The sequence below is a fragment of the Pseudoalteromonas sp. APC 3355 genome, assembly GCF_030407615.1.
Taxonomy (GTDB): Bacteria; Pseudomonadota; Gammaproteobacteria; order Enterobacterales; family Alteromonadaceae; genus Pseudoalteromonas; species Pseudoalteromonas distincta.
In genome coordinates, this window is record NZ_JASDDB010000011.1 from 143306 (window position 1) to 170300 (window position 26995).

The 26995-nt window shown below is 39.8% G+C and carries 23 protein-coding genes; 13 read left to right on the forward strand and 10 right to left on the reverse strand.

Translation table 11 applies throughout. From position 1 onward, the window contains the following. The first annotated feature begins 594 nt into the window (after nt 1-594). The 6 genes from QMA08_RS15480 to cyoE all read left to right on the forward strand — a co-directional run bounded on the left by QMA08_RS15480 (nt 595) and on the right by cyoE (nt 6160). Nucleotides 595-1014, forward strand: coding sequence for a hypothetical protein (locus QMA08_RS15480; protein ID WP_149594338.1), 420 nt, complete (start codon nt 595-597; stop codon nt 1012-1014). A gap of 322 nt (nt 1015-1336) precedes the next feature. Further along, nucleotides 1337-2296, forward strand: a complete 960-nt coding sequence (gene cyoA, locus QMA08_RS15485; RefSeq protein ID WP_290174870.1) for a ubiquinol oxidase subunit II — start codon at nt 1337-1339, stop codon at nt 2294-2296. A gap of 2 nt (nt 2297-2298) precedes the next feature. Further along, the gene (cyoB, locus tag QMA08_RS15490; protein ID WP_024596558.1) at nt 2299-4287 is read left to right on the forward strand and encodes a cytochrome o ubiquinol oxidase subunit I; all 1989 of its coding nucleotides are present in this window, start codon (nt 2299-2301) and stop codon (nt 4285-4287) included. After that, nucleotides 4284-4910: a cytochrome o ubiquinol oxidase subunit III gene (gene cyoC, locus QMA08_RS15495; protein WP_002958100.1), complete on the forward strand. Its 627-nt coding sequence runs from the start codon at nt 4284-4286 to the stop codon at nt 4908-4910. The genes cyoB and cyoC overlap by 4 nt, the downstream gene beginning before the upstream one ends. Further along, nucleotides 4910-5266: a cytochrome o ubiquinol oxidase subunit IV gene (cyoD, locus tag QMA08_RS15500; protein ID WP_002958101.1), complete on the forward strand. Its 357-nt coding sequence runs from the start codon at nt 4910-4912 to the stop codon at nt 5264-5266. The genes cyoC and cyoD overlap by 1 nt, the downstream gene beginning before the upstream one ends. Nucleotides 5267-5275: 9 nt before the next feature. Next, nucleotides 5276-6160, forward strand: coding sequence for a heme o synthase (gene cyoE / locus QMA08_RS15505; RefSeq protein ID WP_002958102.1), 885 nt, complete (start codon nt 5276-5278; stop codon nt 6158-6160). A gap of 61 nt (nt 6161-6221) precedes the next feature. On the opposite strand, the gene QMA08_RS15510 is transcribed toward cyoE, so the two are convergent. Both QMA08_RS15510 and QMA08_RS15515 read right to left on the reverse strand, forming a co-directional pair. After that, entirely contained in the window at nt 6222-6809 is a 588-nt protein-coding gene (locus QMA08_RS15510; protein ID WP_290174871.1) for an FMN-binding negative transcriptional regulator, read from the reverse strand. Beyond that, entirely contained in the window at nt 6809-7384 is a 576-nt protein-coding gene (locus QMA08_RS15515) for a GNAT family N-acetyltransferase (RefSeq protein WP_197121264.1), read from the reverse strand. The genes QMA08_RS15510 and QMA08_RS15515 overlap by 1 nt, the downstream gene beginning before the upstream one ends. 106 nt (nt 7385-7490) lie before the next feature. On the opposite strand from QMA08_RS15515, the gene QMA08_RS15520 reads away from it, so the two are divergent. Then, nucleotides 7491-8948 carry a PLP-dependent aminotransferase family protein gene (locus tag QMA08_RS15520; protein ID WP_290174872.1) on the forward strand — a complete coding sequence of 486 codons (1458 nt, stop codon included), beginning with the start codon at nt 7491-7493 and terminating at the stop codon, nt 8946-8948. Here QMA08_RS15520 and QMA08_RS15525 read toward each other — a convergent pair whose 3' ends face one another. The 4 genes from QMA08_RS15525 to QMA08_RS15540 all read right to left on the reverse strand — a co-directional run bounded on the left by QMA08_RS15525 (nt 8949) and on the right by QMA08_RS15540 (nt 15122). Next, nucleotides 8949-9614, reverse strand: coding sequence for a hypothetical protein (locus QMA08_RS15525; protein WP_290174873.1), 666 nt, complete (start codon nt 9612-9614; stop codon nt 8949-8951). A gap of 174 nt (nt 9615-9788) precedes the next feature. Continuing rightward, the gene (locus QMA08_RS15530) at nt 9789-11771 is read right to left on the reverse strand and encodes a phytase (protein WP_290174874.1); all 1983 of its coding nucleotides are present in this window, start codon (nt 11769-11771) and stop codon (nt 9789-9791) included. 11 nt (nt 11772-11782) lie between these two features. Next, nucleotides 11783-12757 (reverse strand): metallophosphoesterase, encoded by a 975-nt coding sequence (locus tag QMA08_RS15535; RefSeq protein WP_193226173.1) that lies wholly within the window; start codon nt 12755-12757, stop codon nt 11783-11785. A gap of 61 nt (nt 12758-12818) precedes the next feature. Then, nucleotides 12819-15122: a TonB-dependent receptor gene (locus QMA08_RS15540; RefSeq protein ID WP_290174876.1), complete on the reverse strand. Its 2304-nt coding sequence runs from the start codon at nt 15120-15122 to the stop codon at nt 12819-12821. Nucleotides 15123-15418: 296 nt separating this feature from the next. Between QMA08_RS15540 and QMA08_RS15545 the strand changes: the two genes are divergently transcribed. Then, nucleotides 15419-16339: a diguanylate cyclase gene (locus QMA08_RS15545; RefSeq protein ID WP_290174877.1), complete on the forward strand. Its 921-nt coding sequence runs from the start codon at nt 15419-15421 to the stop codon at nt 16337-16339. After that, entirely contained in the window at nt 16323-17324 is a 1002-nt protein-coding gene (locus tag QMA08_RS15550; RefSeq protein ID WP_149603056.1) for an AraC family transcriptional regulator, read from the forward strand. Before QMA08_RS15545 ends, QMA08_RS15550 begins: the two co-directional genes overlap by 17 nt. Nucleotide 17325: 1 nt before the next feature. Here QMA08_RS15550 and QMA08_RS15555 read toward each other — a convergent pair whose 3' ends face one another. The 4 genes from QMA08_RS15555 to ettA all read right to left on the reverse strand — a co-directional run bounded on the left by QMA08_RS15555 (nt 17326) and on the right by ettA (nt 21047). Then, nucleotides 17326-17829 (reverse strand): TlpA disulfide reductase family protein, encoded by a 504-nt coding sequence (locus tag QMA08_RS15555; protein ID WP_149603055.1) that lies wholly within the window; start codon nt 17827-17829, stop codon nt 17326-17328. Nucleotides 17830-17891: 62 nt separating this feature from the next. Further along, complete coding sequence (locus tag QMA08_RS15560; protein ID WP_290174879.1) at nt 17892-18800, reverse strand: histone deacetylase; 909 nt, start codon at nt 18798-18800, stop codon at nt 17892-17894. A gap of 53 nt (nt 18801-18853) precedes the next feature. After that, nucleotides 18854-19219 carry a PilZ domain-containing protein gene (locus QMA08_RS15565; RefSeq protein ID WP_002958114.1) on the reverse strand — a complete coding sequence of 122 codons (366 nt, stop codon included), beginning with the start codon at nt 19217-19219 and terminating at the stop codon, nt 18854-18856. A 154-nt stretch (nt 19220-19373) separates the two neighbouring features. Beyond that, complete coding sequence (gene ettA / locus QMA08_RS15570; protein ID WP_002958115.1) at nt 19374-21047, reverse strand: energy-dependent translational throttle protein EttA; 1674 nt, start codon at nt 21045-21047, stop codon at nt 19374-19376. 333 nt (nt 21048-21380) lie between these two features. Between ettA and QMA08_RS15575 the strand changes: the two genes are divergently transcribed. The 4 genes from QMA08_RS15575 to metH all read left to right on the forward strand — a co-directional run bounded on the left by QMA08_RS15575 (nt 21381) and on the right by metH (nt 26889). Further along, nucleotides 21381-22028: a porin family protein gene (locus QMA08_RS15575; protein WP_290174880.1), complete on the forward strand. Its 648-nt coding sequence runs from the start codon at nt 21381-21383 to the stop codon at nt 22026-22028. Between the two features lie 210 nt (nt 22029-22238). After that, complete coding sequence (metA, locus tag QMA08_RS15580; protein WP_002958117.1) at nt 22239-23186, forward strand: homoserine O-succinyltransferase; 948 nt, start codon at nt 22239-22241, stop codon at nt 23184-23186. Then, nucleotides 23176-24249: a homocysteine S-methyltransferase family protein gene (locus QMA08_RS15585; protein WP_290174881.1), complete on the forward strand. Its 1074-nt coding sequence runs from the start codon at nt 23176-23178 to the stop codon at nt 24247-24249. The genes metA and QMA08_RS15585 overlap by 11 nt, the downstream gene beginning before the upstream one ends. Before the next feature lie 9 nt (nt 24250-24258). Then, nucleotides 24259-26889, forward strand: coding sequence for a methionine synthase (metH, locus tag QMA08_RS15590; RefSeq protein WP_002958120.1), 2631 nt, complete (start codon nt 24259-24261; stop codon nt 26887-26889). Nucleotides 26890-26995 lie beyond the last annotated feature (106 nt).

Here is a 26995-nt window from a genome sequence, read left to right on the forward strand (position 1 = left end):
CGTAGTGTAAACCAAAAATCTTTATATTGTGTGTGAAGATGTTGTCAGTGTGAAAGGCAACTCAAGTTCGGTGGTGACTGAGTTTGAGTTGTTTTTATTCCCTACAATTGCCATGCAGTGTAAACCAAGAATCTTTATATTGTGTGTGAAGATGTTGTCAGTGTGAAAGGCGGCTCAAGTTCGGTGGTGACTGAATTTGGGCTGTTTTTATTTGTGCCACACAATTATTACTCCCTCCTAAAAACCTATAATCCTATTAAATATTTCTCTTTAAATCGTTTTTTATTTTAGCTAAGTAAATGTTTTTTATCGTGTTATTTTTTATTAACAAAATAGCTTCGAAAGCTTAACTCAAATTAATTGATTTTTAGTTGAACAGAAAATTCTCTTTGTTATACTCACGTTCGAACTTTCAGTAAGTTTTGAAAGTTTGGTTGATACGGATCAATTTTCGCTAGGCAAATATGTGCTAGCTGGATTTGATTGTATTTAGCACCTGGTTTTAGGGTTTACAACAGCAATGTTTTTTAAATTTTTCCGTTGCAAACTGTATTACTCTAATTTTGTTATAGTCATTTTAGTAGGTTAATGTCTTTGAACACACTTTCTTTGCATCATACAACTACGGAACTTGCCTCTGGCGAGCCGCAGACGTGTGAACGCTTGAATAAAGCAGGCAAGGGCGTGTGTGTAGCTATAACTTTATTAGTGTTTAATACTGTAATGTTGCTAAGCGGTGCACTAGAGGATGCCTTCAAGCTTGAAGCGCTATTAAGTGATGGGTTTATTGTAGAGCCACTGTTACTTAACCTTGCGCAATTTTTAGCTCATCCGATCATATCAAGTCAGTTACTTATTGGCCTTTGTTGGTTATTGTTCCATATTTGTCCAGCGCGTCGTGCTGGCATAATCCTCCGTAAAGCAGCCTTTGCTTTTAGCGAGGCTAAAGTTCTTCAGCCTGTGATCTCTTCACATGGTTGTCGTGCTCCACCTAGCTTTACAGGTTGCCTGTAACGCTGCATCTTGTTGCTGGTTTTAATTATTTGTTCTTGCTGTAAATAATTAAGGTTAGCTAAAACAAAGTAGCTCCGTGTTTTTTTAAACACATTTCAGCCAACCACCACTCACCCAAGTTAACTTTTATTACGTTATATAAATGCGTTTAGAAAGCTGGGTTTGTTGCTAGGTCATTAATGGCATGAGCTTTAGGTTTTTTTGAATAGCCCCCTTATTTTTATAATTTAATTCTAGTTAACTTGGGTTTTTATTGAAAAATCGTTGCTTTGGTTTTTATTTTAAGCAGCAAATTGAAACTCTAGGTTTGTAGGATACTCCCTTGTTAATTCGTAACCTTTGTAATATTGCTTTAGCTAGTACAGTACTGGCGTTGTCAGGCTGTAAAGGCGGGATACTCGATCCAAAAGGGCAGATAGGCATTGATGAGAAAAATTTAATCATCATCGCAACCGTGCTTATGTTGCTTGTAGTCGTTCCCGTTATTGTGATGACTTTGTATTTCGCTTGGAAATATAGAGACACTCAAAACCAAGAAATTTATGCTCCAAAATGGGCTCATTCAAATAAAATTGAAGCCGTTGTTTGGGCTGTTCCTATTGTTATTGTAATCATTTTAGGTGTTATTACCTGGCAGTCTACCCAAGACTTAGACCCCTATAAACCCATTGAAGGTAAAGGTGAACATCTTACTGTTGAAGTGGTTTCACTAAACTGGAAGTGGCTATTTATATATCCTGAGCAAGGTATTGCTACAGTTAATGAATTAGTGTTCCCAGCAAATGTACCTGTTGAATATAAAATCACCTCAGAGAGCACAATGAATTCATTTTTTATTCCGCAATTGGGTAGTCAAATATACTCAATGGCTGGGATGGAAACCAAGCTTCACTTAATTGCAAATGAGCCAGGTTCGTTTAAAGGCTTTTCAGCAAATTACAGCGGCGCAGGTTTCACTGGCATGAAATTTAATGCCATTGCTACACCTACCCAAGCAGACTTTGATAAGTGGGTGAGTGATGTGAAAGCGAATTCAAGCGCTAATAACCTGACTCATGCGAATTATGTTGAGCTTGCAAAAGCAAGTGAAAATAACCCAGTAGCATATTACGGAAAAGTTGATGACGGCTTATTTCATACCATTGTTATGAAGTATATGCAGGCGCATGGCGATATGAACAAAAAACACCATGCAATGGGCGAACATGGGCAAATGAGTAAAAAGCATCATGAAATGAGTGAGCACTCAATGCCTTCATCTCACAGCCAAGGCGAGGAATAATAATGTCGTTATTAGGTAATCTTTCACTCGACGCAATTCCGTTTCATGAGCCAATTCTTGTGTTCACGATGTCGGTTATTGCGATAGCTGGGCTTATTATTGCCGGGCTTATTACAAAGTATAAAAAATGGGGCGTGCTTTGGCGCGACTGGATCACGTCTGTTGATCACAAACGCTTAGGCGTAATGTATATTCTTTTAGCACTAATAATGCTGTTTCGTGGTTTTTCTGATGCAATAATGATGCGTGCGCAGTTAGCACTTGCTACCAGTGGTGCGCCAGGTTATTTACCACCAGAACACTACGACCAAATATTTACTGCCCACGGCGTAATCATGATCATATTTATGGCAATGCCATTTATGATTGGTCTAATGAACATTGTTTTACCACTTCAAATTGGTGCTCGCGATGTTGCTTTTCCATTTTTAAATAATTTAAGTTTTTGGTTTACAGCCAGTGGTGCAATTTTAATTAACTTATCACTTGTGTTTGGTGAGTTTGCAAAAACAGGTTGGGTGGCATATCCGCCGCTTTCGGAGCTGACCTTTAGCCCTGGGGTGGGGGTCGATTATTATATTTGGGCCTTGCAAATATCCGGGCTCGGTACACTTCTAACAGCCGTAAACTTTTTAGCAACCGTGTTTAAAATGCGTGCACCAGGTATGACCCTAATGAAAATGCCAATTTTCACATGGGCATGTACATGGGCAAACATCTTAATTGCAGCATCATTCCCAATTTTAACTGCTGTACTTGCAATGCTAACGCTTGACCGTTATCTCGACTTCCACTTCTTTACCAATGAATTGGGCGGTAACGCCATGATGTACATCAACCTGTTTTGGGCATGGGGTCATCCTGAGGTATACATATTAGTATTACCAGCGTTTGGTATTTTTTCTGAAATTATATCGACCTTTGCCGGTAAACGTTTGTTTGGTTACAAATCGATGGTTTACGCCAGCGGTGCAATCTCAATTTTAGGCTTTATTGTTTGGTTACATCACTTCTTTACTATGGGCTCGAGTGCTAACGTTAACGCGTTCTTTGGTGTAATGACCATGGTTATTGCCGTACCAACTGGGGTTAAGTTGTTTAACTGGTTATTTACTATTTACCGAGGTCGTTTACGTATAAGTGTACCGGTGCTTTGGACTCTTGGCTTTATGGTTACCTTTACCGTAGGCGGTATGACCGGTGTATTACTTGCCATTCCTGGCGCCGATTATGTACTGCATAACAGCTTATTCTTAATTGCACATTTCCATAACACAATTATTGGTGGTGCTGTGTTTGGTTACCTGGCCGGTTTTGTATTTTGGTTCCCTAAAGCAATGGGCTTTAAACTTAATGAAAAATGGGGCAAAGCATCATTTTGGTGTTGGATTATTGGTTTCTTCGTAGCATTTATGCCGCTGTACGTACTTGGTTTCTTAGGTATGACACGTCGCTTAAACCACACTAACAACCCAGATTGGAACATGTGGTTATACATTGCCGCAGGCGGTGCTGTAATTATTATGTTTGGTATTATCAGCCAAGTTATTCAACTATATGTGAGCTTTAGAGACCGTGAAGCGCTTGACGATACAACAGGCGATCCGTGGAACGGCCACACACTTGAGTGGGCTACAAGTTCACCTCCGCAAATTTATAACTTTGCAACAATTCCACATATCGATGATATTGATGCATGGACCGATATGAAAGAAAAAGGTCAAGCATATCAAGATAAAGCAAACTACAGCCCTATTCATATGCCTAAAAATACATCAGCTGGCGTGTTAATGGCAGCAAGTTTAACAGTATTTTGTTTTGCAATGATTTGGCATATTTGGTGGTTAGCTGTTGTTGGACTAGTAGGCGGAATTGCCATATTTATCAAACGTTGTTACACCAGCGATGTAGATTACTATATACAACCTGATGAAATTGCACGCATTGAAGCTGCATATAATTCAAGTGGCGTTAAGGAGTTAAAAGCGTGAGTACACTTTCTGCAAATTTAGACTCTGTATCACACGATGATCATGCCCACGCGCATGATCACCACGATACTTCGGGTGATACCGTATTTGGTTTTTGGTTATACCTAATGACCGATTGCCTACTGTTTGCCTCGTTTTTTGCCACTTACGCTGTGTTATTTATGAACACAGCTGGTGGCGTATCGGGTAAAGATATTTTTGAACTCGACTTTGTAGCAGTAGAAACTGCAGCACTACTGATTAGTAGTATTACTTTTGGTTTTGCCATGATTGCCGCTCAAGGGCAAAAAAAGGCACTAACACTGACTTGGTTATTTGTTACGTTTTGTTTAGGTGCTGTGTTTATTGGTATGGAAGTATACGAATTTCATCACCTAATTGTGCATGGTAATGGTCCACAACAAAGTGCCTTTTTAACATCGTTTTTCTCATTAGTTGGCTTACATGGTTTACATGTAACTGCGGGTCTAATTTGGATGACGATAATGATGATTGAAGTTGCTAAACGTGGCTTAGGTAAAGCAACCGTAACGCGTTTAAGCTGCTTAAGCCTATTTTGGCACTTCTTAGACATTGTCTGGATTTGTGTATTTACCGTTGTTTATTTAATGGGAGCAATGTAATGAGCCACAGCGAAACGCATGCGTTAAAGCAAACGCAAAGTGACCATCATGATGAATCTCATGGCAGTGTTAAAACTTACTTAATTGGCTTTGTGCTATCGGTAATTTTAACTGCTATACCGTTTTACATGGTAATGGAAGGTGACTTCTCAAAAGCAACAACGCTTTGGAGCATTGTTACTTTAGCAATCGTACAAATTTGGGTGCATTTAAAATACTTTTTACACCTTAATTTTACCACCGAAGATGGCCGTGCAAGTACTTTCTCATTCCTATTCAGTGCTCTGATCATCGTAATGGTTGTTGGGTTATCTGTTTGGATCATTTATGAATCTAACGCAATGATGATGTACTAGGAGTTGAAGATGTTTCGTCGTTATTTATCAGTGACAAAGCCGGGTATTATTATGGGCAATTTGATCAGCGTAGCGGGCGGGTTTTTACTTGCCTCGCGCGGTGATATAGACCCATGGTTAATGATTGCCACATTAATTGGTTTGTCGCTAGTGGTTGCATCAGGTTGCGCTATCAATAACGTTATAGATAGAGACATAGATGTGGCCATGGCGCGTACTCGTACGCGAGTAACAGTAACAGGCGAAATGTCGGCCTTTGCTGCACTTAGTCACGGTATTTTATTGGGTGTTGTGGGCTTTGGTTTACTTATCGCCTACACCACTCAAGCCGCAGTATTTTTTGCAGCCTTTGGCTACGTAATTTATGTAGGGGTTTATAGCCTCTACATGAAACGTAACTCAGTATATGGCACTTTTGTAGGCAGCCTTTCTGGTGCTGTACCGCCAGTAGTTGGTTACTGCGCCGTAACAGGGCAGTTCGATATGGGCGCATTAATACTGCTAGTTATGTTTAGTTTGTGGCAAATGCCGCACTCTTACGCTATTGCTATTTTTCGCTTTAAAGATTATCAAGCTGCAGGTATTCCTGTATTACCAGTAGCGCAAGGTATCGACAAAGCAAAACGCCATATCGTACTTTACATTGCTGTATATGCCCTAGTTGTGATGTTACTGCCAATTACTGGCTACACAGGTGCTGCTTTTATGGCTGTTGCTTGTATTACCAGCTTTTGGTGGTTGTTAATGGCGCTACGTGGTTATCGTCGTAATATTGATATGAGTAGCTGGGCACGTAAAGTGTTCGCATTTTCAATTATTAATATTACAGCGTTAAGTATTGCTATGGCTGTTGACTATCATAGCGTTGCTCCACAGCTATTAACGCTTACCTAATTTAAAGATTTTTAACTATTCCAAAGTTAATCCAAAGGCTCGAAAGGGCCTTTTTTTATGCCTAAAATAGCTGTGCAATAGAGCGCTTATTGGCAAGTTCTAGGCTTTGTTTTATTCGTGCTTTTACCTCTGGTGATTTATTTTGGCTTAGCTTAAAGTTTCCACTCCAATGAGTGGGGGTAAATTCTATAAAGCTTAATTGTTGATACATTGCTTGGCGATTACTTTTGGGCACGTCAGTAATCTTCCACATTGGCGTAAAGCCTTGCTCAAAATGGCTCGTTAGTTGCCGCATTATTTTGTCTTTCTCATTATCGCTTTCAATAATATTCACATTTGCAGTTACTTGTACTGATGAATAAAGCCAGCTCGGCAGTGTTTTATTATTACTATACGAGGGAGATAGATAACAGTTATCGCCACTAAATAGTAATTTTACTGACTGTTTATCACATTGGGCTAGCGGGTTATGTTTTGCTACGTGTGCATTAAATACATTACGTGAGGGCTCATATAATACAGGTACTTGGCATATATTATTTAAGTCACTTTGCGAGCAGGGTATTAAAATACTCGCTAGAGGGAATTGCTCAACCAATGCTTGCAAACGTTTAATATTATGTTCTTGAAAATGTGTGGGTGGGTACATTAAAGCTTCTCCTCTAACTGCAACTTAATGCTCTGCCAATGTTCGTCAATAATGCTAAATTTTGCAGTGCTTCTGTAACTTCCATCACTTAGCAATCTATCTTTATGGGCTATACCTTCAAATCGGGCGCCTAGTCGAGTAATTGCATTTCGAGATTTTTGATTTTTTTCGTGGGTATTAAATGTTATTCGCACTAAATTCAACGCGTCAAAAGCGTAGCTAAGCAGTAAATATTTAGTGTGAGTATTAATATAAGTTTGCTGCCAGTGATGGCTTATAAATGTATGACCAATTTCAGCACTTAAGTTATGCGTATCTAATCTAAATAGTCGTGTAGTGCCTACAACCTCTTTGCTGGCTATGTCTACTATGGCAAATACAATTTGTTCTTTTTTATTAAATTGTGCACTGGTGGTAAACCATTCCTTTAACTGTTCGGGTGTTTTTGTATAGTTGCTTAATACCCATTCCCATATTTTTGGATGTTGCCCAGCTTTATATAAGCTTTTTAAATGCTCATAATTTAATGGCTCTAATATGACCTTATTTGTTTTATGTATCTGTTGAGTAAACATGTTGCCTCTATGCTTTGCTATTTACGAGCAACAAATGTACGCTAATTTGGTTTGGTAAAAACAACCAGAATTGGCTTTTTAGCTATACCAGTTATAAAGGGATAACATGCAACCGCTTAATATTGAATTTAATGACTCAAACAAAGCTAAGTACATACAAGTTGCAGATGCTTTGCGTGGTTCTATCGTAAAGGGAGATATTGCACCTGGTACAAAACTCAGTTCTGCTCGAGTTATGGCGCAAACGTATCAGTTAAATCGCCATACAATAATGAACGCATTGCAGTTATTAGTGGCCGAAGGATGGCTAGAATCCCATGAACGCTCAGGGTATAGCGTCACTCAAACACTACCAATTCAAAGCAGTGCTAACTGTGAGCACACGCCAGTTTTAACACCAAAACCTTATAAATTTGCTACAGAGTTAGCCGTGCCTATTCCGGCAATGAATTTAAAAGACTACGTATATAACTTTGCAGGCGGGCTTCCTGATTTAAATAGCTTTCCCTATAAAGAATTTAAACGCTCTATAAGCCATGTATTTAATCATTTAGATATCAGTAAACTTCATTATGGTGATATAGGTGGAGTGAGTGAGCTAAAAGCTCAGATAAGTGATTACTTACATAAAACTAGAAATTTAAAAGCATCAGACTTACTTGTATGTAATGGCTCACAAGAAGCTTTATTTTTAATTTCTAAGGCCTTTATAAGTAAAGATGACTTCGTAGCCGTTGAGACTTTAGGCTACCCACCAGCACGCAAAGCCTTTGCTGCTTGTGGCGCGCAATTAATAGATATAAAACAAGATGAATATGGTTTATGTGTTGATGATTTAAAAGCGCAACTTAGACGATATCCAATAAAAATGCTGTACTTAACTCCGCTGCATCAATATCCAACTACCGTTACGCTTTCGCCCACACGGCGCATGCAAATTTATCAACTATGTTATGAGTATGGCGTAATGATTGTTGAAGATGATTACGATCACGAGTTTCATTATCGCTGTCAGCCATTGCAACCTATGGCTGGGGACGATCCCGCTGGGATTATTATTTACTTATCTACATTTTCTAAAATCATGTTCTCAGGTGCTAGAATTGGCTACATTTGTGCAGCTCCTGAAGTATTAGCACAGTTAACCGCATGGAAGCAGTTAATGAACCATAAAAATGATGTGGTTATGCAGCTAGCCGTTGCGCACTTTATGCAAGAAGGTGGATTTGAGCGCCACTTAAAACGCATGACTAAACACTATAAACAACGTTATGAAGCAATGGACAACACGTTAGCGTTGCTGCAATCACAGGGTTTACCAATAGAGTATAAAAAGCCAGATGGCGGTATGGCAATGTGGGTTAACTTAAATAAAAATACGAGTAATATAAAACAAGCAATGCAAAGTAAAAGCGTGTATTTACATGCAGAATCTGAGTTTTACTTTGCTGATTCAGTGAGAAGTTTAATGCCTAAGCAATATAGTTATGTCCGTTTAGGCTTTGCAGGACAATCAGCAGAGGCAATGAAGCAAGGGCTCAAACTAATCACTGAATATAAATAACTATTTTTTAAAATCATCAGCATTGTAATAAAGAGGTTTAAGCGTGCCGCAGTTAATAAATTTATAGGTAAGCTCATTTTCAGCTGGGACACGTTTTGAGGTACGAAGCTTTTGCATACATGCGTTAACTAAATCAACAAAAATAAGATGGTTATAGCTCGGCGCTTGTTGAATTTTATGAATATAAATACGCTCAGTCCCGCCCAGATTAATCATGTCGTAATCTTGCCATTGCGATGATTCACTTAAATCTTTTAGCTCTCTGGCATACAGTTGCTTAGTCAGTTCAAGCTCTTTTTTTGAGTAAATTAAGCTGCCACCTTTTCTATAATCACCCTCGTAAATATCGGCAATAATCGTAATTTCTTCACCACGCATTAAATGTTGAATATTAAACGCTTGTGGCTTAACCGTGATTAGCTCAGCATTTCTAACAAAATTTAAGAGTGCGACATCGGGGTTTCCTATTTTATAAACAACTTGCACATCATTGGGTAAATTATAGGTGGATAAATTCATTGCAATAATAGATGAGCCTTGATTAACCAAAGCCATAGGATGCTCAGCATTGTAAGCGGGGTCTACCGGTGGTAGTTCTGCTTTTTCTTCTTCAGCTGCGGCAAAGCCACTTAAAGTGATTAGTAATAAAGTAAGTAGTAAGCGCATTATAATCTCAATTAATTTATGAGCTTAAATTGTAGTATAAAAATATATATTACATTGAGTTAATTACACTTAATACTTAACTGCAAAGGATTGTATAAAAGGCTCAAATGAGCCTTTTATACAATTACAAGGTAATCTCAAAACGACATTAAAATAATCGCGACTAAATAAGCACTACTTAATTGCTTTTTTTACTTCTCGCCAATCTATTATTTTAAAGTTTTGAGGCTGCTGTGGCATACGGTTATAACCATCTTGTACAACTAAAATACCTTCAGGATAACCCGGAAGGGACTTAGCTGTTACTGTTAATCCGTCGGTTTCTGATGTGCCATCAATACCATTAACCAAATCACTTATTACACTAAACTTACCTGCAAACTCTAAGCTAGGTGTTTTAATGCCTTGAGTACCATTCTTTATTTTATACAATACGTAGCTGTTATCACCTTGGCTGGAAACAACTAAATAACATGTTTTGTCGCTGTGGTAAATTTCCATACCTTCAACATCATCAACAAGTTGCTCATTTATACCTTGTAGCATAACCGGTGTACTGCCTGCCGTTGGCTCTGCACCTATAAACCAAATACCGGCATCTTCTTCGCCTACAAATAATTGTCCTAGTTCATCATCTGCACTACATCCTTCTGGTTGGCTTGGTAGGTTAAACTCGCGAACAAGTTTGCCTGTTATTTTTTCGTTATTCTCACTGATTTTATATTGCTGATATAGCCCCGATTTATCATTTACAAATACATAGTTCCCCGTATTTGACGAGTACATACATAAGCCATAAATTTCATCAAGATTGGTAGGAATATCAGCAATGTACTTCACACTATTATTAGCTTGTACTGTAAATACACTAATACCGTTAAGCGTTCGGTTACTGGCAGTTATTAATGTATTGGTACTGTTTTTAATCGTGCTATTTTGTCGCAGGTCTACGTTATTTAAACGACCAACTTCAAGTGACTGTTCAAGCTTGCCATTTAGGCTGTATACCATTAGTCCACGGCGTTTATCGGTGCCTAAAATTAAGCTGTTTGCTGCATCTTTAGGGTTAACCCAAATTGCCGGATCGTCTGCTGCATCACCAAATGCTTGAACGGGGACCGTTTGTGCACTTGCCTTTATTTGAGTGATTGATTGAGTGTTGGTTTTTAATGATTTTTTGATAGGTGTTACAGGTAATGTACTTTTAATATAAGCGCCTGTTTCATCGTTATACAGCACTGCCGTTGCCGCGTTGTTACTTGTGTAATTTACCGCTACCGATTCCAAGCTCAAGTCACCATTTAACATCCAGTTATTAAGCATTTTACTAATTGGATCATAAGCATACACAGTATTGTTTTTGGTACTAGTAAACCAGATAATACCATCTTGCGAAGCTGAAATAGCTCCTAGTTCACTGTGTAACTTTCCAAAGGGGGCGACTAAAGCAATCGGTTTTTTATCTGCTTGCGATTCCGCGTTCGCGTTTATTGCCCAAATGCCTACTTCGCTTTCACTTACATATAAGGTATTTGTTGTTGTACTTACAGCACAACCTGATGCCTCACTCACGCCAGAAAATTCACGTACATTTACGTTAACCGCTTTATTATTCGCTGTATCAAAAATAATAGTTTCGGTAATTAGCCCGCGTACATCAGGTACAAATGCTGATATTGATTCACTCGCTTTATTAGCAAATAAACACACTGTATCGGATTGTGCTTGTGGTGGGTTAATGCGGGTTAGTTCAATTGTATCCCAGCCACTTTGAGTGTGCTCAAGCTTAAATATAACTACGTTATCTTGATTGTTATCAATAGTTGCAACCAAAAATGAGTGTGCTGTTAGCTTAGTGACAGCAAGCGCTTCAAAGTTACCTTTTTTTATAATGCGGCTTTGTTGCGTTTCACTTTCAACTAACACTAAGCCTTTGCTTTCGCTTGCTAGCAACCAATTGTTATTATTTAACCATGCCGCTTGTGAGCCTTGCATGTTATCTGTTGGACCAAATTCAGTACTATTAATGACTACTTTATCGGATGTGTTTTTTACTGCCGTATTTGTAGCCATGTTACTATTGCTACATGCACTTAATGTACTAAGCACTAAGCTACTTACAATTAAGCTAATAGATGTTTTTAATTTAAAGTTCATGTTGTAACCCTTTATTGGTCAAAGCGCTTTTGAGTGCTGTAACGCACTTCGCCTTTATAGTTAATAGCCGTTGCTTTTAGTGCTTCATAGTTAATCGAAAAGCTCAAAAATCCTGGAGTAGCTTCTGCAAAACGCGTAAATTCACGTTGTTTTACGTAACGCGCTTCGCTACCACCACCAGATACAAAGTGGTCGAGTTTACTGCCATCTATTTGGTTATGTTGCAGGTCATGTTCGTGTCCAGCTATGTATGCTTGCACACCATTTTGCTCAAATATGGGCTCGAGTAAATTACGTAAACCTTCAGTAAGTCCGTAACGTTTTCCACTGCTATAAAGTGGGTGATGACCAACCACTATTTTCCATCGTGCTTGGCTATTTGATAGTTGGCTATCTAACCATGTTAATTGCGCTTGGCTGTTTTGCCCTTGAGTTGCTTTGTATTTTTCGCGTGTTTTGTATTCAGGATTTAAAGTATTAGTGTCTAAAAACACCATTAATATCTGCTCGCCACCTTTTAAAGTAAAGGTTTTGCTGTAATAGCGTGCAGGTAAATTCCAGCGCTGACTTTTTTTACTGTAATCAAGTTGTGCTTGCGCATTACCTAAATAATCATGATTACCCAGTACTACATACCAAGGCTCGAATGTATGTGGACCATGGTAAATATCTTCATAGGCACTTTGCCAAAGCGGGTCGTTAACACTTGCCACGCCATTGGGATAAAAGTTATCGCCAGTTGAAATAGTAAAATCACCATTCGTTTGAAACATCGCTATTTCTAACTGGTGTGCTACGTCTTTTTGATAAAAGTGCCCGTTATGACCCCAATCACCAATAACCGTAAAATTTAAGCTCTTAGGCAGCACCGTCAAGTTGGCAATTTTTTGTTGCTCGTATAATACGCCTGTGTACGTTACGTTTGCCAATACGCTTTGTATACTGCATAAGCCGAGTGTTATTAGCAGTAATGTTTTTTTTATCATTATTGTTCTCCCATGTTTGGTAGCGCTAAATAAAGTGATTAGCACTACCTCATAAACTTATTTAAAACGCGTAACGCAGCATAAGTTGATAAACCGGTCCCGCTTCTTCAGACTCAATTTCGTACTCATCAAAGCTTCTACTAAACTGATCTTCAACGGTATCAAATTTATTAAAGGTTTCGTCTTTACTTGCATCAAGTAGGTTTGAACCCACCAAGCGTAGCGTTACATCTTCCCAACGTTTTTCTAAAAACACTTCAAAGTCGGCACTGTAAGATGTAGTTATTTCTTCACCTACAATACGTCCATAGGCATCACCTTGCTTACGGTAAGTTACGCCAAATGCAGCTTTGAGTTCGGGTAAGTCTTGAATAAACCCTACGTTATAAACGTAGTCTGATTGGTCGTTAAATTTGCGAGTTCCAAAAAAATCGGTTACTTCACTATCAAGCCATGAGTAGTTTAAAAATACACCCGTATTAGGCATGCTAAATGCGCCAAGTGGAGTAGATAAATCAAGCTCAACTCCTTTAACATTACCATCGCCTGTGTTGCGTGGTTGCAGTACAAACGTACCTTCGCCCTCAGAGCCTTCTTGTCCTGTATTTGCTATTTCTATTAGGTCATTTACTTTGCGATAAAATAAATTAATACCTACAACGCCACTTTTTCCTAAGCGATACTCGTAGCCTAAGTCCATACCCCAAGCTGATTCTGGTTTTAATTCAGGGTTCCCTAGTTGGTCGTTATCGCCAAGCTCTTTTTCGATAAGTGCTGGCGTTAAAAAATCAAACTCAGGGCGGCGTAAACTACGCGCAATCGATGCACTTATACGGCCATTTTCGCTAACGTTATAACGAAAGTGTGCCGAGGGGAGGATAAAGTCGTAACTATTATTTTCGGTCACGCCAATTGTTTTATCATTAATTTTAGAATCGGTAGACTCCCAGCGAACCCCCAGCTCCCAAGCAAATAAATCATCTTTGTGCTTAACAAGGGCAAATAAGTCAAAGCGATCTTCTTCTAAAGTATTTACACCACCAGTAACCGCTTCGTACTCGCTATTAAATGCAGCAAGCGTTAAAGGTGTTGCTGCGTATTGATCCCAACTGGTAAGTGCAAGTTCTAATTCGTTTTGCGATTCTAAAATTTCACTGTCGCGTTTTTTATTTTGTAAAAATGCACCAAACTGAATTTCTTTGCTGTCACCCCAAGGTTGGCTGTGTTGCCACTGTAGAGTCCATTCTTTATCATCTATTTCACTTTTAGTTTGCTCTTCTTCAAATACCATAGGCAGCTCTGAGGTATCTAATTCGACTTCTTCCTCATAAACAGACTCTTCAAACCGAGCAAAGCCAAATTTAAACTTACTTGTGCCGCTTAGTAGTGGAAATTCATAAGCGGTATTGATGTTGTAATTAGTTTGGTCAATATATTTAACATTGGCATTATCTGTTTCTAAGTTACCGCCATTTACAATATCGTTATTGGTTGCAGTTGGGTTGTTGTATTCAAATGAACGCTCATCCTCAGTACGCTCTGTATCAACCCACATAGCGCTAATATTAAACTGACTATCGTCGTCAAAAACAATTTCGTAGCTGGAGTTAAGTGACGTGTCGTCACCATCGCGAGTGTCTGATTGGTCTTCGCGGTTATCAAATTCTTCTGTTTGAAAGTTTATATTGTTTTCAGGGCTATCGCCGTAGCGCAAACTAGTTTTTTGTTTTGGGTTATATCTGCCTTGTAAATTTGCACCAAGTAATAAGCGCCCACCAGCAAATTCAGTACCGTACACAGCAGCCAAACTTTCTTTAAATTCACCATCGTCATAAAGCAAGCCACCAGCACGCAAGTAACCGCCATCTAAACTGTAACCATCGCGCAATACAATATTTAATGTGCCCGCAATAGCATCGGCTGAGCGGTTAGCACTTGATGAGCGAATTATTTCAACGCGTTCAATTAACTCAGCCGGAATTCGGTCAACAAAAAATGAACGATCGGCACCAGCGCCAGGTACTTCTTCACCGTTTATAAGCACCTTTGTATAAGCAGGGCTTAACCCCCGCATACGTGCACCATCCGATTCAAGCACATCCGATAAAAATGTAACACTGGGTACTCGTTTTAATGCATCGCCTGCGGTCAATGGTTCAAAACGTTGAAAGTACTCTTGTGAATATTCTAAGGTTGGTGCGAGTTCGTCTGAGCGGTTTCTGTAGCCAATTTCACCGTATACAACAATTTTGTCAGAAACTTCGATATCTTTTTTTGTGGTTTCTTTTGCATTATCCTCTGCATAAGCCGTCAAATTACATAAGGCTAATGTGGCTACCAGTGCTTTTATTTTAAAGTCTTTCATTGTATTTGCTCTTGGTTATTGCTGGGTTGTTTCTTGGTATGGCGAGCAAGCTAAAGATATTTGATTACGTATATGTGACAGTGTTTAGTTTAAATACATGTATTTAGAGGTGTTTGAGCAATATGTAGAGCGTATTGAGCTTTTATCACTCCTCGTAAAGTCAGGTGTTATGTACCGTGCAGGGCTGTTTTTAAAGTAGGTATCATCTCGTTGTCATATAGCTGAGCTAATATGACCCTGCTAACAAAAACTTGTATGAACTAACTTTAAAACTCATTTATAAAGAGATACCGCACATGCGATTTAACCCCTTTATCAGCCACCGATTATTAATAAACGCTATTATTGCGATGTTTTTTAGCGCTGTATTTTTAAGTAGTTATTTAGGTGTATTAAAAACTTACGCCAGTATTCAGTGGCTCGATATTATGGGGGAGGGCGGTATTGTATTAATGACCCTTGTATGGATTGCCGCGTTATTAATTTCAAGACCGCCGAGTAAAGTAACCACTTACTCAGTGATAGGAGTTGGGTTATTTATGTTTTCGGCAACCCTCGATTTACTTGATGAATGGCTAATGCACCCCGCCCATCAATGGCTCAGTTGGATTGAATCTTTGCCAGCACCTTTAGGCATGTTGTTAACGAGTGTGGGTTTGTATTATTGGCATCAAGAGCAGTACGTATTAAATCGTCAGCTACGCCGCCGTGAAGCGCATTTACGTGAGCACGATAAGGTGTGTCCAATAACGGGCCTTTATAAGGCGCAGTACTTAGATTCAGCAATTAAAGAGCAACTTACGAGCAAACAACCACTCTGGCTTGGGGCTATTGATATTCGTGATTTTTCGCATTTTAATAGTGAGTTTGGCTTTAGTGAGGGCGACCGGTTACTGCGTGAAATTAGCGAGCTATTGTTAATGAATTGCCGACTAAGTGATGTAGTGTGCCGCTACGCCGGAGATTGCTTTATGGTACTAATGCCAGCCACTACAGAGCAGCAAGCTAAAGAGTTGATGGCACAAATTAAAGGAGCTCTAAAGCATTGTGCATTTAAAGTTGAAGCATCTAAAAAAGCAAAGTTTCAATATGTCACTACCGCCTTAATACAAGGTAATAAGCATAGCAGTACAGATAAACTAACAAGCCAACTGCATAGTCAATTACAACAAAAAAAGCATCAACAAAAAGTAGCGCACCGTGCACACGTTTGTTAGCCAAGACGATAAATATTTAAGCGCTCAAGGGCTTATTACGTCAGCTGTAGAGCTTGCTCAAAGCCGAAACATAAATTTACATAAGCTGCTACGCGGTACCGGTATTTTTGAACAAGACTTACTTAATTTTCAGCATACATTTAGTGTGTCTCAGCAGGTGCGTTTATTAGCTCAATTTAAGTTGTTGATGAAAAGTACTGACAGTGGTTTTTTACTCGGTAGTCAACTTATTAACGACACGCGAGCCGAAGCTCAGGCATTAATATATAGCGATAATTTAGCTCAAGTATTAAAGCAATTATCACTTTTAAGAATGCAATTAGCGCCTTTGCTGTTTAGTCAAACGTATATTAAAAACGATAATGTTTATATTTATATTCAGCCTGCACATGGGTTTGATGAAAGCCTTTACCACTATGTGCTAGAGATATACAGCACTGCATTTTATAGTTTACTTAAACGAGTGAGCGAAAGTTACCCGCATTGTCAGTTCGACTTTGCTTTTAAACGCCCTCGGCATATTCAAGAATACGAGCAAAATTTAGGGCTAAAGGTAAGTTTTGATAAGCCATGTACTCGCTGGGTATTAAATAAAACCATGTTAAGGGCTAAAAACCCGCATGCGAGTCAATTACGATTTATGCAAGCGCAGTCGCAGCTACATAATAAAAGCGTAGTTAGCATGACTTTTATTGAAGCCGTCTGCAGATACTTATACTCTCACCCAAGTGCTAATTTAGAGTGTACCGCAAAGCACTTTGCTATGAGCTCAGCTACATTTAAGCGCAGACTCAAACTCAATGGGGTACGCTTTTCAGCGTTAATAGATGAGCAAAATAAGCACAAAGCTATTTACCTACTTACTCTGTGCGCTAAACATAACGAACAAGTCGCTGAGCATTTAGCTTTTTACGATATACCTAACTTTCGGCGCGCCTTTAAGCGCTGGACAGGCTTAACACCTAATCAGTTAAAAGCGCAATAAGTTACTCAGTTGCCATGTCGATGGAGTGCAACAATGTTCGTGCATTTAAATGAAGATTTGGATCTTCTGGGTTTGACGTATTAGTCAGCCAAATTACATAGCCTTCTTTATTTACAAACAATGTAGTAGGTGTGCCTCGTATACCTAATTGCTGTGCTATTGCATCGGCTTTTACAGCTGTTTTAAAAGTATAACCTCTTTCGCTAAGTGCTTTAGCGGGAGTAGCATCGTCATCTTCTTTAAAGCTCACGGCAATAACTTTTAAGCCCATATCATCAATTTTTTGAAGTGCTGGCTGCAGCTTTTTACAGTACGGGCACCACGTTGCCCAAAAGTGTAAAACGTAAGGTTGACCTAATAAATCTTGAGTATTGAGTGGCGACCCATCAGCCATTTGTAAATTTAATGTAGGCAATTTAGGATATGTTGCTTCTGAGCTTGTATCTTGTGCGTAAGCTGTAAAGCTTAATAAAATTAGCGTGATGGTAATAAATAGCTGTTTCATAATATGCTCTTTTTTATTTTACATATTAAACAAGAACGATAATTTAACATTTTTATTTCAAACTAAAAGCCAGCAGCTTGTTCAACAACAATAGCGTGGCGTTTAGCGAGGCGTAGGTGATCTCTATCGTAACCTCCACCTATCACAGTAGCTACAGGTGTATTGTGTTCAAGGCAGCGTTTTAGCACTAAATGATCACGTTTAGCTATGCCATCCCAGCTAATATCTAACTTACCCAAGCCATCACCTTGCCAAATATCAACGCCAGCATCGTAAAGTACTAAACTCGGGTTTAGTTCTTTAAGTAAATATCTTAGTGTTTCGTCAACTATGGCAAGGTATTCGTCGTCCTTCATATTATTTGCCAGGCCAATGTCTAAATCGCTAGCGGACTTTCTAAAGGGGAAGTTTTTTTCGCAATGGATAGAGCAGGTATACGCATAGGGTTGATGCTGTAACATTGCGGCTGTGCCATCACCTTGGTGCACGTCTAAATCAAAAATAAGTACGTTAGTTACCTCACCCGATTCAATTAAAGTTTGCGTGGTAAAGGCCAAATCGTTAACCATACAAAAACCTGAACCAAAGTCATTATGTGCGTGATGTGTACCACCAGCAAGATGACACGCTATACCGTGTTCAAGTGCTAAGCGTGCTGTCTGTAGCGTTCCTTGAGGGGCTGTAAATGTACGTGCCATAAGCTCTTTTGACCAAGGTAGACCAATGCGACGCATTGCTTTTTCATCTAAGCGGTTGTGCCATAAATCTTGGATATAATTATCGCAATGCACAAGCTCAAGCGGCTCTGGCGTGCCTAAAATTGGCTCAACTAGGTTATTGCCGATTAAACCAAGCTCTGCAATATGTTGATATAAATGTGCAAATTTACTCATTACAAAGCGATGCTTAGGATCAAAGCTAAACGAGTAGTTAGGATGGTATACCAAAGGCAAATGAGGATTTAAGCGCATATTTACAAGCTTTATAAAGTTTGCGCTATGGTAATCAACTTAAGAGAATGAGTCTATTGTGAGTCATTAATAAGTGACGCTAATTCGCGATGCAGTAGCTCATCATCGGCTAAGTTTAGCTCTATTAAGCGCTTTAAATAAGTAATACTGTCTATATCAATGTGATGGCATTTTAAACCAATATGATCGGCTTCAATATGGCAAATCACTACTTCCATTTTTATTTCTATATCGCTTTGAGGCAATGTAAAACGCAGTATTGCTTGCGTATTGTGGCTGCCAATAAATGCATCACAATTAGTGACCAACGCGCCATGTAACGATAGATCGAGTAATTTACACGGATACTGTTGGCTATCAAAACATAACAGGGCGTTAGTTGAAAATAGCACACGAGAAAACTGTCGACGATTTTGCATAACCTAATTTAGCCTTACTGTTTTTATAATAAATTAAGCATAGCGGGTAATTCTCTACATGCTAGTAAGATGTGCTCCTGTAATGCTGGTGGCATAAAAAAGCCCTGCAAAGTGCAGGGCTTAAGTTATACAAACATAAAATTAACCAATATTTTTAGCCAATTTTTTTGTATTTAATACGTTTAGGTTGAGTTGCCTCAGCGCCTAGGGTCTTTTTAAGCCACTCTTCATATTCAGTGTAGTTACCATCAAAGAAGTTAATTTGACCTTCGTCGCGATAATCTAAAATATGTGTAGCAATACGGTCAAGGAACCAACGGTCATGCGAGATACACATTACACAACCTGGGAACTCTAAAATAGCGTTCTCCAGTGCACGTAGTGTTTCAACGTCCAAGTCATTGGTTGGCTCATCGAGTAGTAACACATTGCCGCCAGCTTTTAATAACTTAGCAAGGTGTAAACGGTTACGCTCACCACCTGATAGGTCTTTAACAAACTTTTGCTGATCGTTACCTTTAAAGTTAAAGCGACTTACATATGCTCGGCTTGGGAACTCAAAGTTACCAATTTTCAGTACGTCTTGTCCGTCTGATATTTCTTGGAAAACAGTTTTGCTTTCGTCCATACCGTCGCGGAATTGATCAACAGTAGCTAGGTGTACTGTTTCGCCAACGCTGATGTTACCGCTGTCTTGCGTTTGCTCACCGCTTATCATTTTAAACAGCGTTGATTTACCCGCGCCATTCGCGCCAATAATGCCCACAATGGCACCTTTTGGCATGCTAAAGCTTAAGTCATCAATTAAAACTCGATCGCCAAAACTCTTACGAAGATTAGTTACTTCAAGTACTTGGTCACCTAAACGCGGACCAGGTGGGATAAACATCTCGTTAGTTTCGTTACGTTTTTGGTAATCAGACTGCTGCATTTCAGTAAACTGAGCCATACGTGCTTTTGACTTAGCTTGACGACCTTTAGGGTTTGAACGAACCCATTCAAGTTCTTGCGCAATTGATTTTTGACGTGCTTTTTCAGATTTTTGTTCTTGCTGTAAGCGCGCATCTTTTTGTTCAAGCCAAGAAGAGTAGTTACCTTCCCACGGAATACCTTCACCACGGTCAAGCTCTAATATCCAGCCAGCTACATTATCAAGGAAGTAACGGTCATGCGTTACTGCCACAACAGTGCCTTCGTAATCGTGTAAGAAGCGCTCTAACCATGCAACCGACTCAGCATCTAAGTGGTTAGTAGGCTCATCAAGAATAAGCATGTCTGGTTTTTCAAGTAATAATCGACATATAGCAACACGGCGACGCTCACCACCTGAAAGGTGCTCAATTTTAGCATCCCACTCTGGCAGGCGAAGTGCATCAGCTGCGCGTTCTAAAACGTTGTCGATGTTATGACCATCGTGTGCTTGAATAACAGCTTCAAGCTCGCCTTGCTCTTTTGCAAGTGCGTCAAAGTCAGCGTCTTCCATGGCGTATTCGTTATACACTTCGTCAAGACGTTTAAGTGCATGTTTAACTTCGCCAACAGCTTCTTCAACAGTTTCACGTACTGTTTTACTTTCGTCTAAAATAGGTTCTTGCGGTAAATAACCAATTTTAGTACCAGGCTGAGGATGTGCATCACCTTCAAAATCTTGGTCAACACCGGCCATAATACGCAGTAACGTAGATTTACCAGAACCGTTTAAACCAAGCACACCAATTTTAGCGCCAGGAAAAAAGTGCAACGAAATATCTTTTAAGATAGTGCGCTTAGGTGGCACAACCTTAGATACTCGACTCATCGAGAATATAAATTTATCAGGTAAAACCATGGAGGAAAGCCTTCAAATAATAATAAAAATTTCAATGTTGTATTGTAGTGGCTGACGGGTGAAACAGTCAACGAATGCTGTATAGAACAATACACTTACCTAAGCGGTACTTTGTTTTGATTGCTCGTTAAAAACACTACTATTACAGGATTTCTATTGTGTAAAATTCTGTAATCTATTGTTTTATATTGTTCAAATACATTTCATTTTTAACAAAAGTGGTACAGTATATTTACAAGCTGTAAAGTATAAGCAAGTTATATAGGCAGGCCACACTTAGTTTGTTGTTAAACATCACATTATTAAATATTACAAAGGTTTAAAGGAATGAACATGAAAATAGTTACAAAGTTAGGGGCATTACTTTTAGGTTTATACTCATTTTCGAGCCAAGCAGACATACTCCACGTAAATGGTTATTACCAAGGAATAGGGATAGGGTCTACGCAAATTGATGTATACGAGAGTGATAGCATACAGTTTACAACGCTTTACGGCCGGTTTGGATATCAGTTTTCGCGATACTTTGCTTTAGAAGGGCGTATAGGTTTTGGGTTAAATGATGAGTCAACGCCTCTAAACGGAATTGTTTACACTCAGAACCCACAGGACGGTTCGCTGAGTTCAGAATTCATTAAGAGCGAAATCGATTCAAGCCTTGATTTGCAAACAAGTATATTTGTAAAAGCTAATTATCCAATTTCATCTCGAGCTGATGTGTTTTTATTTGGTGGCTATGGTAGAAATAAATTAAGTTACAATGAAGGCGACTTAAAAAACCTTGCAGAATCAATAACTGGTACAGATACAAATTCTACGCTAATAACTGAGCAAAACTACGATGAAGGCGGCGTAACGTACGGAACCGGCATTGACTTTAGGCTAACTCAACGCTGGCAAGTAAGTGCTGAATACCAATATTTTGATACAAATGAAGGCGATATTTACGCTCTTAATTTATCTGTAAATTATCGTTTTTAATTATAATAGCGCTACTGATTTTAGTAGCGCTATTTCAATTCACTAAAACAAAGTACTTCAATATAAATGCACTGCCTCTCATCTATAACTTTTAGTAAGTATTAAAAAAATCATGAATAAATTTCATTTGGACATCTATACATCTAGAGGTTGATATTTTTTACTTTCAGTTCATAATTAAGCTTCGGTTTTTATGAGCAGGAGTAAAGTATGCCAATTACAGTAAAAGACGAGTTGCCGGCAATTGCACGTTTACGTCAAGAAAACGTATTTGTAATGCCAAAAAGTCGTGCAAAAACGCAAGAAATACGCCCAATGCGTTTGGCTATATTAAACTTAATGCCTAATAAAGTAGAAACCGAAGTTCAGTTTATTCGCTTACTTGCCAATTCGCCTTTGCAAGTAAACGTAGAACTACTGCGCCTCGACACTCACCGCAGTAGCAGCAATTCAGAAGAGCACCTTGATACCTTTTATCGTTATTTTTCTGAGGTTAAAGACAACAATTACGATGCGTTAATAGTAACCGGTGCGCCACTTGCCCATTTAGAATACGACGATGTAGCGTATTGGGATGAGCTAAAGGTCATTATTGATTGGGCTGAGCAACACGTTACCTCTACGTTATTTTCGTGTTGGGCAGCGCATGCAGCGTTATATCACCGTTACAATTTAAAACGCGATTTAAAAGACGATAAACTGTGTGGCGTATTTACTCACCAGTGTTATTTTGATCACGGTGCACTGACTCGCGGATTCGACGATACCTTTTTAGTACCGCACTCACGCTACGGCCACATTGATATAAATAAAATAAACGCCTGTGAAGAACTCGTTGTACTGGCAGGTTCTGAGCGAGTAGGGGCTTACTTACTTAAAAATAAATCAGGTAGCCAAGTGTTTATAACCGGTCACCCTGAGTACGACGCCGACTCGCTAAAAGCAGAATACGAGCGCGATTGTAAAAAAAGCCCTAATGCACCAAAACCCGAAAATTACTTTCCGGATGACGATGCAACCAAACAACCTTCAAAAACGTGGCAAAGCCATGCTTTTTTACTTTTTTCGAACTGGTTAAATTACTACGTGTACCAAACCACACCGTATGATATTAATTTAGTTAGCCAAGACGTGAGGACTAACAACTATGCCGAATAACGCGCCTACAAATAATAAGCAAGCCGAAATAAGTGCCGCATTAAAAGAACGCATTTTAATTTTAGATGGCGCTATGGGCACCATGATCCAAGATTATAAGCTAGAAGAAGAAGACTATCGCGGAGAGCGTTTTAAAGACTGGCATGTATTAATTAAAGGCAATAACGATTTATTAAGCCTAACCAAACCCGACTTAATCACTGATATTCATCGTGGTTTTTTATCAGCGGGCGCCGATATTATCGAAACCAACACGTTTAACTCGACCACTATTTCGATGGAAGATTACGACATGGCAAACCTAAGTCGTGAAATAAACGTAGAGTCGGCTAAATTAGCACGCGCAATTTGCGATGAATTTACGGCTAAAACGCCAGAAAAACCGCGCTATGTAGCGGGTGTTTTAGGGCCGACATCTAAAACGTGTTCAATTTCGCCAGACGTAAACGATCCGGGTTACCGAAACGTTACCTTTGATAAGCTAGTCACTGCGTATGTAGAGTCTACCCTTGCATTAATGGAAGGCGGCGCCGATTTAATACTAATCGAAACTATATTCGACACGCTTAATGCAAAAGCCGCCTCGTTTGGTGTAGAAGAAGCCTTTGAGCAAGCAGGGCGCACATTACCAGTTATGATCTCGGGCACTATTACCGACGCCTCAGGGCGTACGCTTTCGGGGCAAACAACCGAAGCATTTTATAACTCTATTCGCCATATTAAGCCTATTTCGATTGGTTTAAACTGCGCGCTTGGCCCTGATTTACTGCGCCAATATGTAGAAGAGTTATCGCGCGTGTGCGAAACCTTTACATCGGTACACCCTAATGCGGGCTTGCCTAATGAGTTTGGTGAATACGACTTAGAAGCGCCTGAAATGGCAACCGAAATTATCGATTGGGGTAAATCGGGCTTTATTAATATAGTAGGTGGATGTTGTGGCACCACGCCTGCGCATATTCGTGCTTTTGCAAAAGGTCTAGCGGGCGTTAAACCACGCCAATTGCCAGAGCTTGAAGTACGCATGCGTTTATCAGGCCTTGAAGCCTGTAACTTAAATTAAGGAGCCAACATGACCCAACAAATAGCAGTATTTACTAATGTCGGCGAACGTACCAATGTAACCGGTTCTGCCATGTTTAAACGTTTAATCATGGAAGAAGACTTTGAAGCCGCGCTAACAGTGGCCCGCGAACAAGTAGAAAATGGCGCACAGGTTATTGATATAAACATGGACGAAGCCATGTTGGACTCAAAAGCCGCGATGGTTAAGTTTTTAAACTTAATAGCCTCAGAGCCTGATATTTCACGCGTACCCATTATGGTCGACTCCTCTAAATGGGAAGTAATAGAAGCAGGCCTAAAGTGTATTCAAGGTAAGGCCATTGTTAACTCTATATCGCTAAAAGAGGGCGAAGAGCCGTTTATTCGCCAAGCTAAAATAATAAAACGTTTTGGTGCAGCTGCCGTTGTAATGGCGTTTGATACTGACGGGCAAGCTGATACAGCAGACCGCAAATATGAAATATGTGCCCGCAGCTACAAAATATTAGTAGAAGACATTGGTTTTCCACCAGAAGATATTATATTCGACCCTAATATATTTGCCGTAGCCACCGGTATAGAAGAGCACGACAACTACGCTGTAGAATTTATTGAAGGCACACGCCGCATTAAACAAAACTTACCGCACTGTAAAGTGTCGGGCGGGGTGTCAAATGTATCGTTTTCATTTAGGGGTAATAACCCAGTACGTGAAGCTATTCACTCGGTATTTTTATACCACGCCATAAAAGCGGGTATGGATATGGGCATTGTAAATGCAGGGCAACTCGCCGTTTACGACGACATCCCAGAAGAGCTTCGTAAAGCCGTTGAAGACGTAATACTTAACACAGACCCAGGTGCAGGCGAGCGTTTAGTAGAGCTTGCACCAAAATACTCTGGTATGGCACAAGCTGAGCGAGTAGAAGATTTAGAGTGGCGCACATGGCCTGTAGAAAAACGCCTTGAGCACGCGCTTGTAAAAGGCATTACTACCTTTATAGATGAAGATACCGAAGAGTGCCGCGCTGCTGCCGATAAACCTATTCACGTAATTGAAGGGCCGTTAATGGATGGCATGAACGTGGTAGGTGATTTATTTGGCGCAGGTAAAATGTTTTTACCACAAGTGGTTAAATCGGCGCGCGTAATGAAACGAGCCGTAGCCTACCTAGACCCATTCATTGAAGCCGAAAAAGAAGAAGGTTCAACCAATGGTAAAATAGTGATGGCGACCGTAAAAGGCGACGTACACGACATAGGTAAAAATATTGTAGGCGTGGTACTACAATGTAATAACTATGAAGTTATTGATTTAGGCGTAATGGTACCTGCCGATAAAATACTGCAAACCGCCATCGACGAAAAAGCCGATATTATTGGTTTATCGGGCTTAATTACCCCATCGCTTGACGAAATGGTACACGTAGCAAAAGAAATGAAACGCCGTGGTTTTGAACTGCCACTACTCATTGGTGGTGCAACTACCTCTAAAGCGCACACCGCAGTAAAAATTGAGCCGCAATATGACAAAGGCGTTGTGTATGTAAATAACGCAAGCCGTGCAGTTGGTGTGGTTTCAAACTTATTATCAAAAGACATTAAACCTGACTTTTTAGCTAAAACTAAAGCTGAATATGTAAAAGTACGCGAGCAACAAGCGCGTAAAAAACCACGCTCTAAGCCTGTTACAATCCAGCGCGCACGCGATAACGCAGCAAAGCTTGATTGGGATAACTACACACCACCAGTGCCTAAAAAGCTGGGCGTCACCGAGTTTAAAAATGTATCAATCGCGACTTTGCGTAAATACATAGATTGGACGCCATACTTTATGACGTGGTCAATTGCCGGTAAATACCCGCGCATAATGGACGATGAAGTCGTAGGCGAGCAAGCGCAAAGCTTATTTAAAGACGCTAACGATATGTTAGACGACCTTGAAAAAGCAGGCAGTTTGCAACCACTTGGCGTAATTGGTTTATTCCCGGCTAACCGCGTTGGGGACGACATAGAAATATACACCGACGAAACACGCAAAGAAGTATTAACTACTTCGTGCCATTTACGCCAGCAAACCGAAAAAACCGACTTTGCTAATTATTGCCTAGCCGACTACATAGCACCAAAAGGCACGCCTGATTACTTTGGCGCGTTTGCAGTAACGGGCGGCCTAGAAGAAGACGACTTAGCAAATGCGTTTGACGCACAGCAAGACGACTACAACAAAATAATGGTTAAAGCCGTTGCCGACAGGCTCGCCGAAGCGTTTGCAGAATACCTACACGAAAAAGTACGTAAAGAGTATTGGGGTTTTGCACCAGACGAAAACCTAGCAAACGATGAGCTAATACGCGAAAACTACCAAGGTATTCGCCCAGCGCCAGGTTACCCAGCGTGCCCAGAGCACACCGAGAAAAAGAAAATTTGGCAGTTGCTCGATACCGAAAAGCGCATTGGTATGCAGCTAACTAGCTCGTATGCCATGTGGCCAGGTGCAGCTGTTTCGGGTTGGTACTTCTCACACCCTGAGGCTAAATACTACGCCGTAGCAGCTGTGCAAAAGGATCAGGTAGAAGACTACGCTAAGCGAACCAATATGACGCTTGAAGAGGCTGAAAGATGGCTATCGCCTAATTTGGGGTATGATCCGGAGTAAAAGAGAGGTGGTCAGTTTTTAGCTGTCAGCTATCAGTAAAATAAAAACGAGCCCAATTAGGCTCGTTTTTATTTTCAGATTAGGATTAATTACTAATGGTATTAAC

Excerpts from the sequence above, each read along its gene's own strand:
- cyoB (WP_024596558.1), top strand. The coding sequence starts at position 2,299 with ATGTCGTTATTAGGTAATCTTTCACTCGACGCAATTCCGTTTCATGAG.
- QMA08_RS15565 (WP_002958114.1), bottom strand. The coding sequence starts at position 19,219 with ATGCAAAATCGTCGACAGTTTTCTCGTGTGCTATTTTCAACTAACGCC.
- QMA08_RS15540 (WP_290174876.1), bottom strand. The coding sequence starts at position 15,122 with ATGAAAGACTTTAAAATAAAAGCACTGGTAGCCACATTAGCCTTATGT.
- QMA08_RS15520 (WP_290174872.1), top strand. The coding sequence starts at position 7,491 with ATGCAACCGCTTAATATTGAATTTAATGACTCAAACAAAGCTAAGTAC.
- cyoD (WP_002958101.1), top strand. The coding sequence starts at position 4,910 with ATGAGCCACAGCGAAACGCATGCGTTAAAGCAAACGCAAAGTGACCAT.
- QMA08_RS15525 (WP_290174873.1), bottom strand. The coding sequence starts at position 9,614 with ATGCGCTTACTACTTACTTTATTACTAATCACTTTAAGTGGCTTTGCC.
- QMA08_RS15515 (WP_197121264.1), bottom strand. The coding sequence starts at position 7,384 with ATGTTTACTCAACAGATACATAAAACAAATAAGGTCATATTAGAGCCA.
- cyoE (WP_002958102.1), top strand. The coding sequence starts at position 5,276 with ATGTTTCGTCGTTATTTATCAGTGACAAAGCCGGGTATTATTATGGGC.
- QMA08_RS15560 (WP_290174879.1), bottom strand. The coding sequence starts at position 18,800 with ATGCGCTTAAATCCTCATTTGCCTTTGGTATACCATCCTAACTACTCG.
- metA (WP_002958117.1), top strand. The coding sequence starts at position 22,239 with ATGCCAATTACAGTAAAAGACGAGTTGCCGGCAATTGCACGTTTACGT.
- metH (WP_002958120.1), top strand. The coding sequence starts at position 24,259 with ATGACCCAACAAATAGCAGTATTTACTAATGTCGGCGAACGTACCAAT.
- QMA08_RS15585 (WP_290174881.1), top strand. The coding sequence starts at position 23,176 with ATGCCGAATAACGCGCCTACAAATAATAAGCAAGCCGAAATAAGTGCC.
- ettA (WP_002958115.1), bottom strand. The coding sequence starts at position 21,047 with ATGGTTTTACCTGATAAATTTATATTCTCGATGAGTCGAGTATCTAAG.
- QMA08_RS15535 (WP_193226173.1), bottom strand. The coding sequence starts at position 12,757 with ATGATAAAAAAAACATTACTGCTAATAACACTCGGCTTATGCAGTATA.
- QMA08_RS15555 (WP_149603055.1), bottom strand. The coding sequence starts at position 17,829 with ATGAAACAGCTATTTATTACCATCACGCTAATTTTATTAAGCTTTACA.
- QMA08_RS15510 (WP_290174871.1), bottom strand. The coding sequence starts at position 6,809 with ATGTACCCACCCACACATTTTCAAGAACATAATATTAAACGTTTGCAA.
- QMA08_RS15545 (WP_290174877.1), top strand. The coding sequence starts at position 15,419 with ATGCGATTTAACCCCTTTATCAGCCACCGATTATTAATAAACGCTATT.
- QMA08_RS15530 (WP_290174874.1), bottom strand. The coding sequence starts at position 11,771 with ATGAACTTTAAATTAAAAACATCTATTAGCTTAATTGTAAGTAGCTTA.
- QMA08_RS15575 (WP_290174880.1), top strand. The coding sequence starts at position 21,381 with ATGAAAATAGTTACAAAGTTAGGGGCATTACTTTTAGGTTTATACTCA.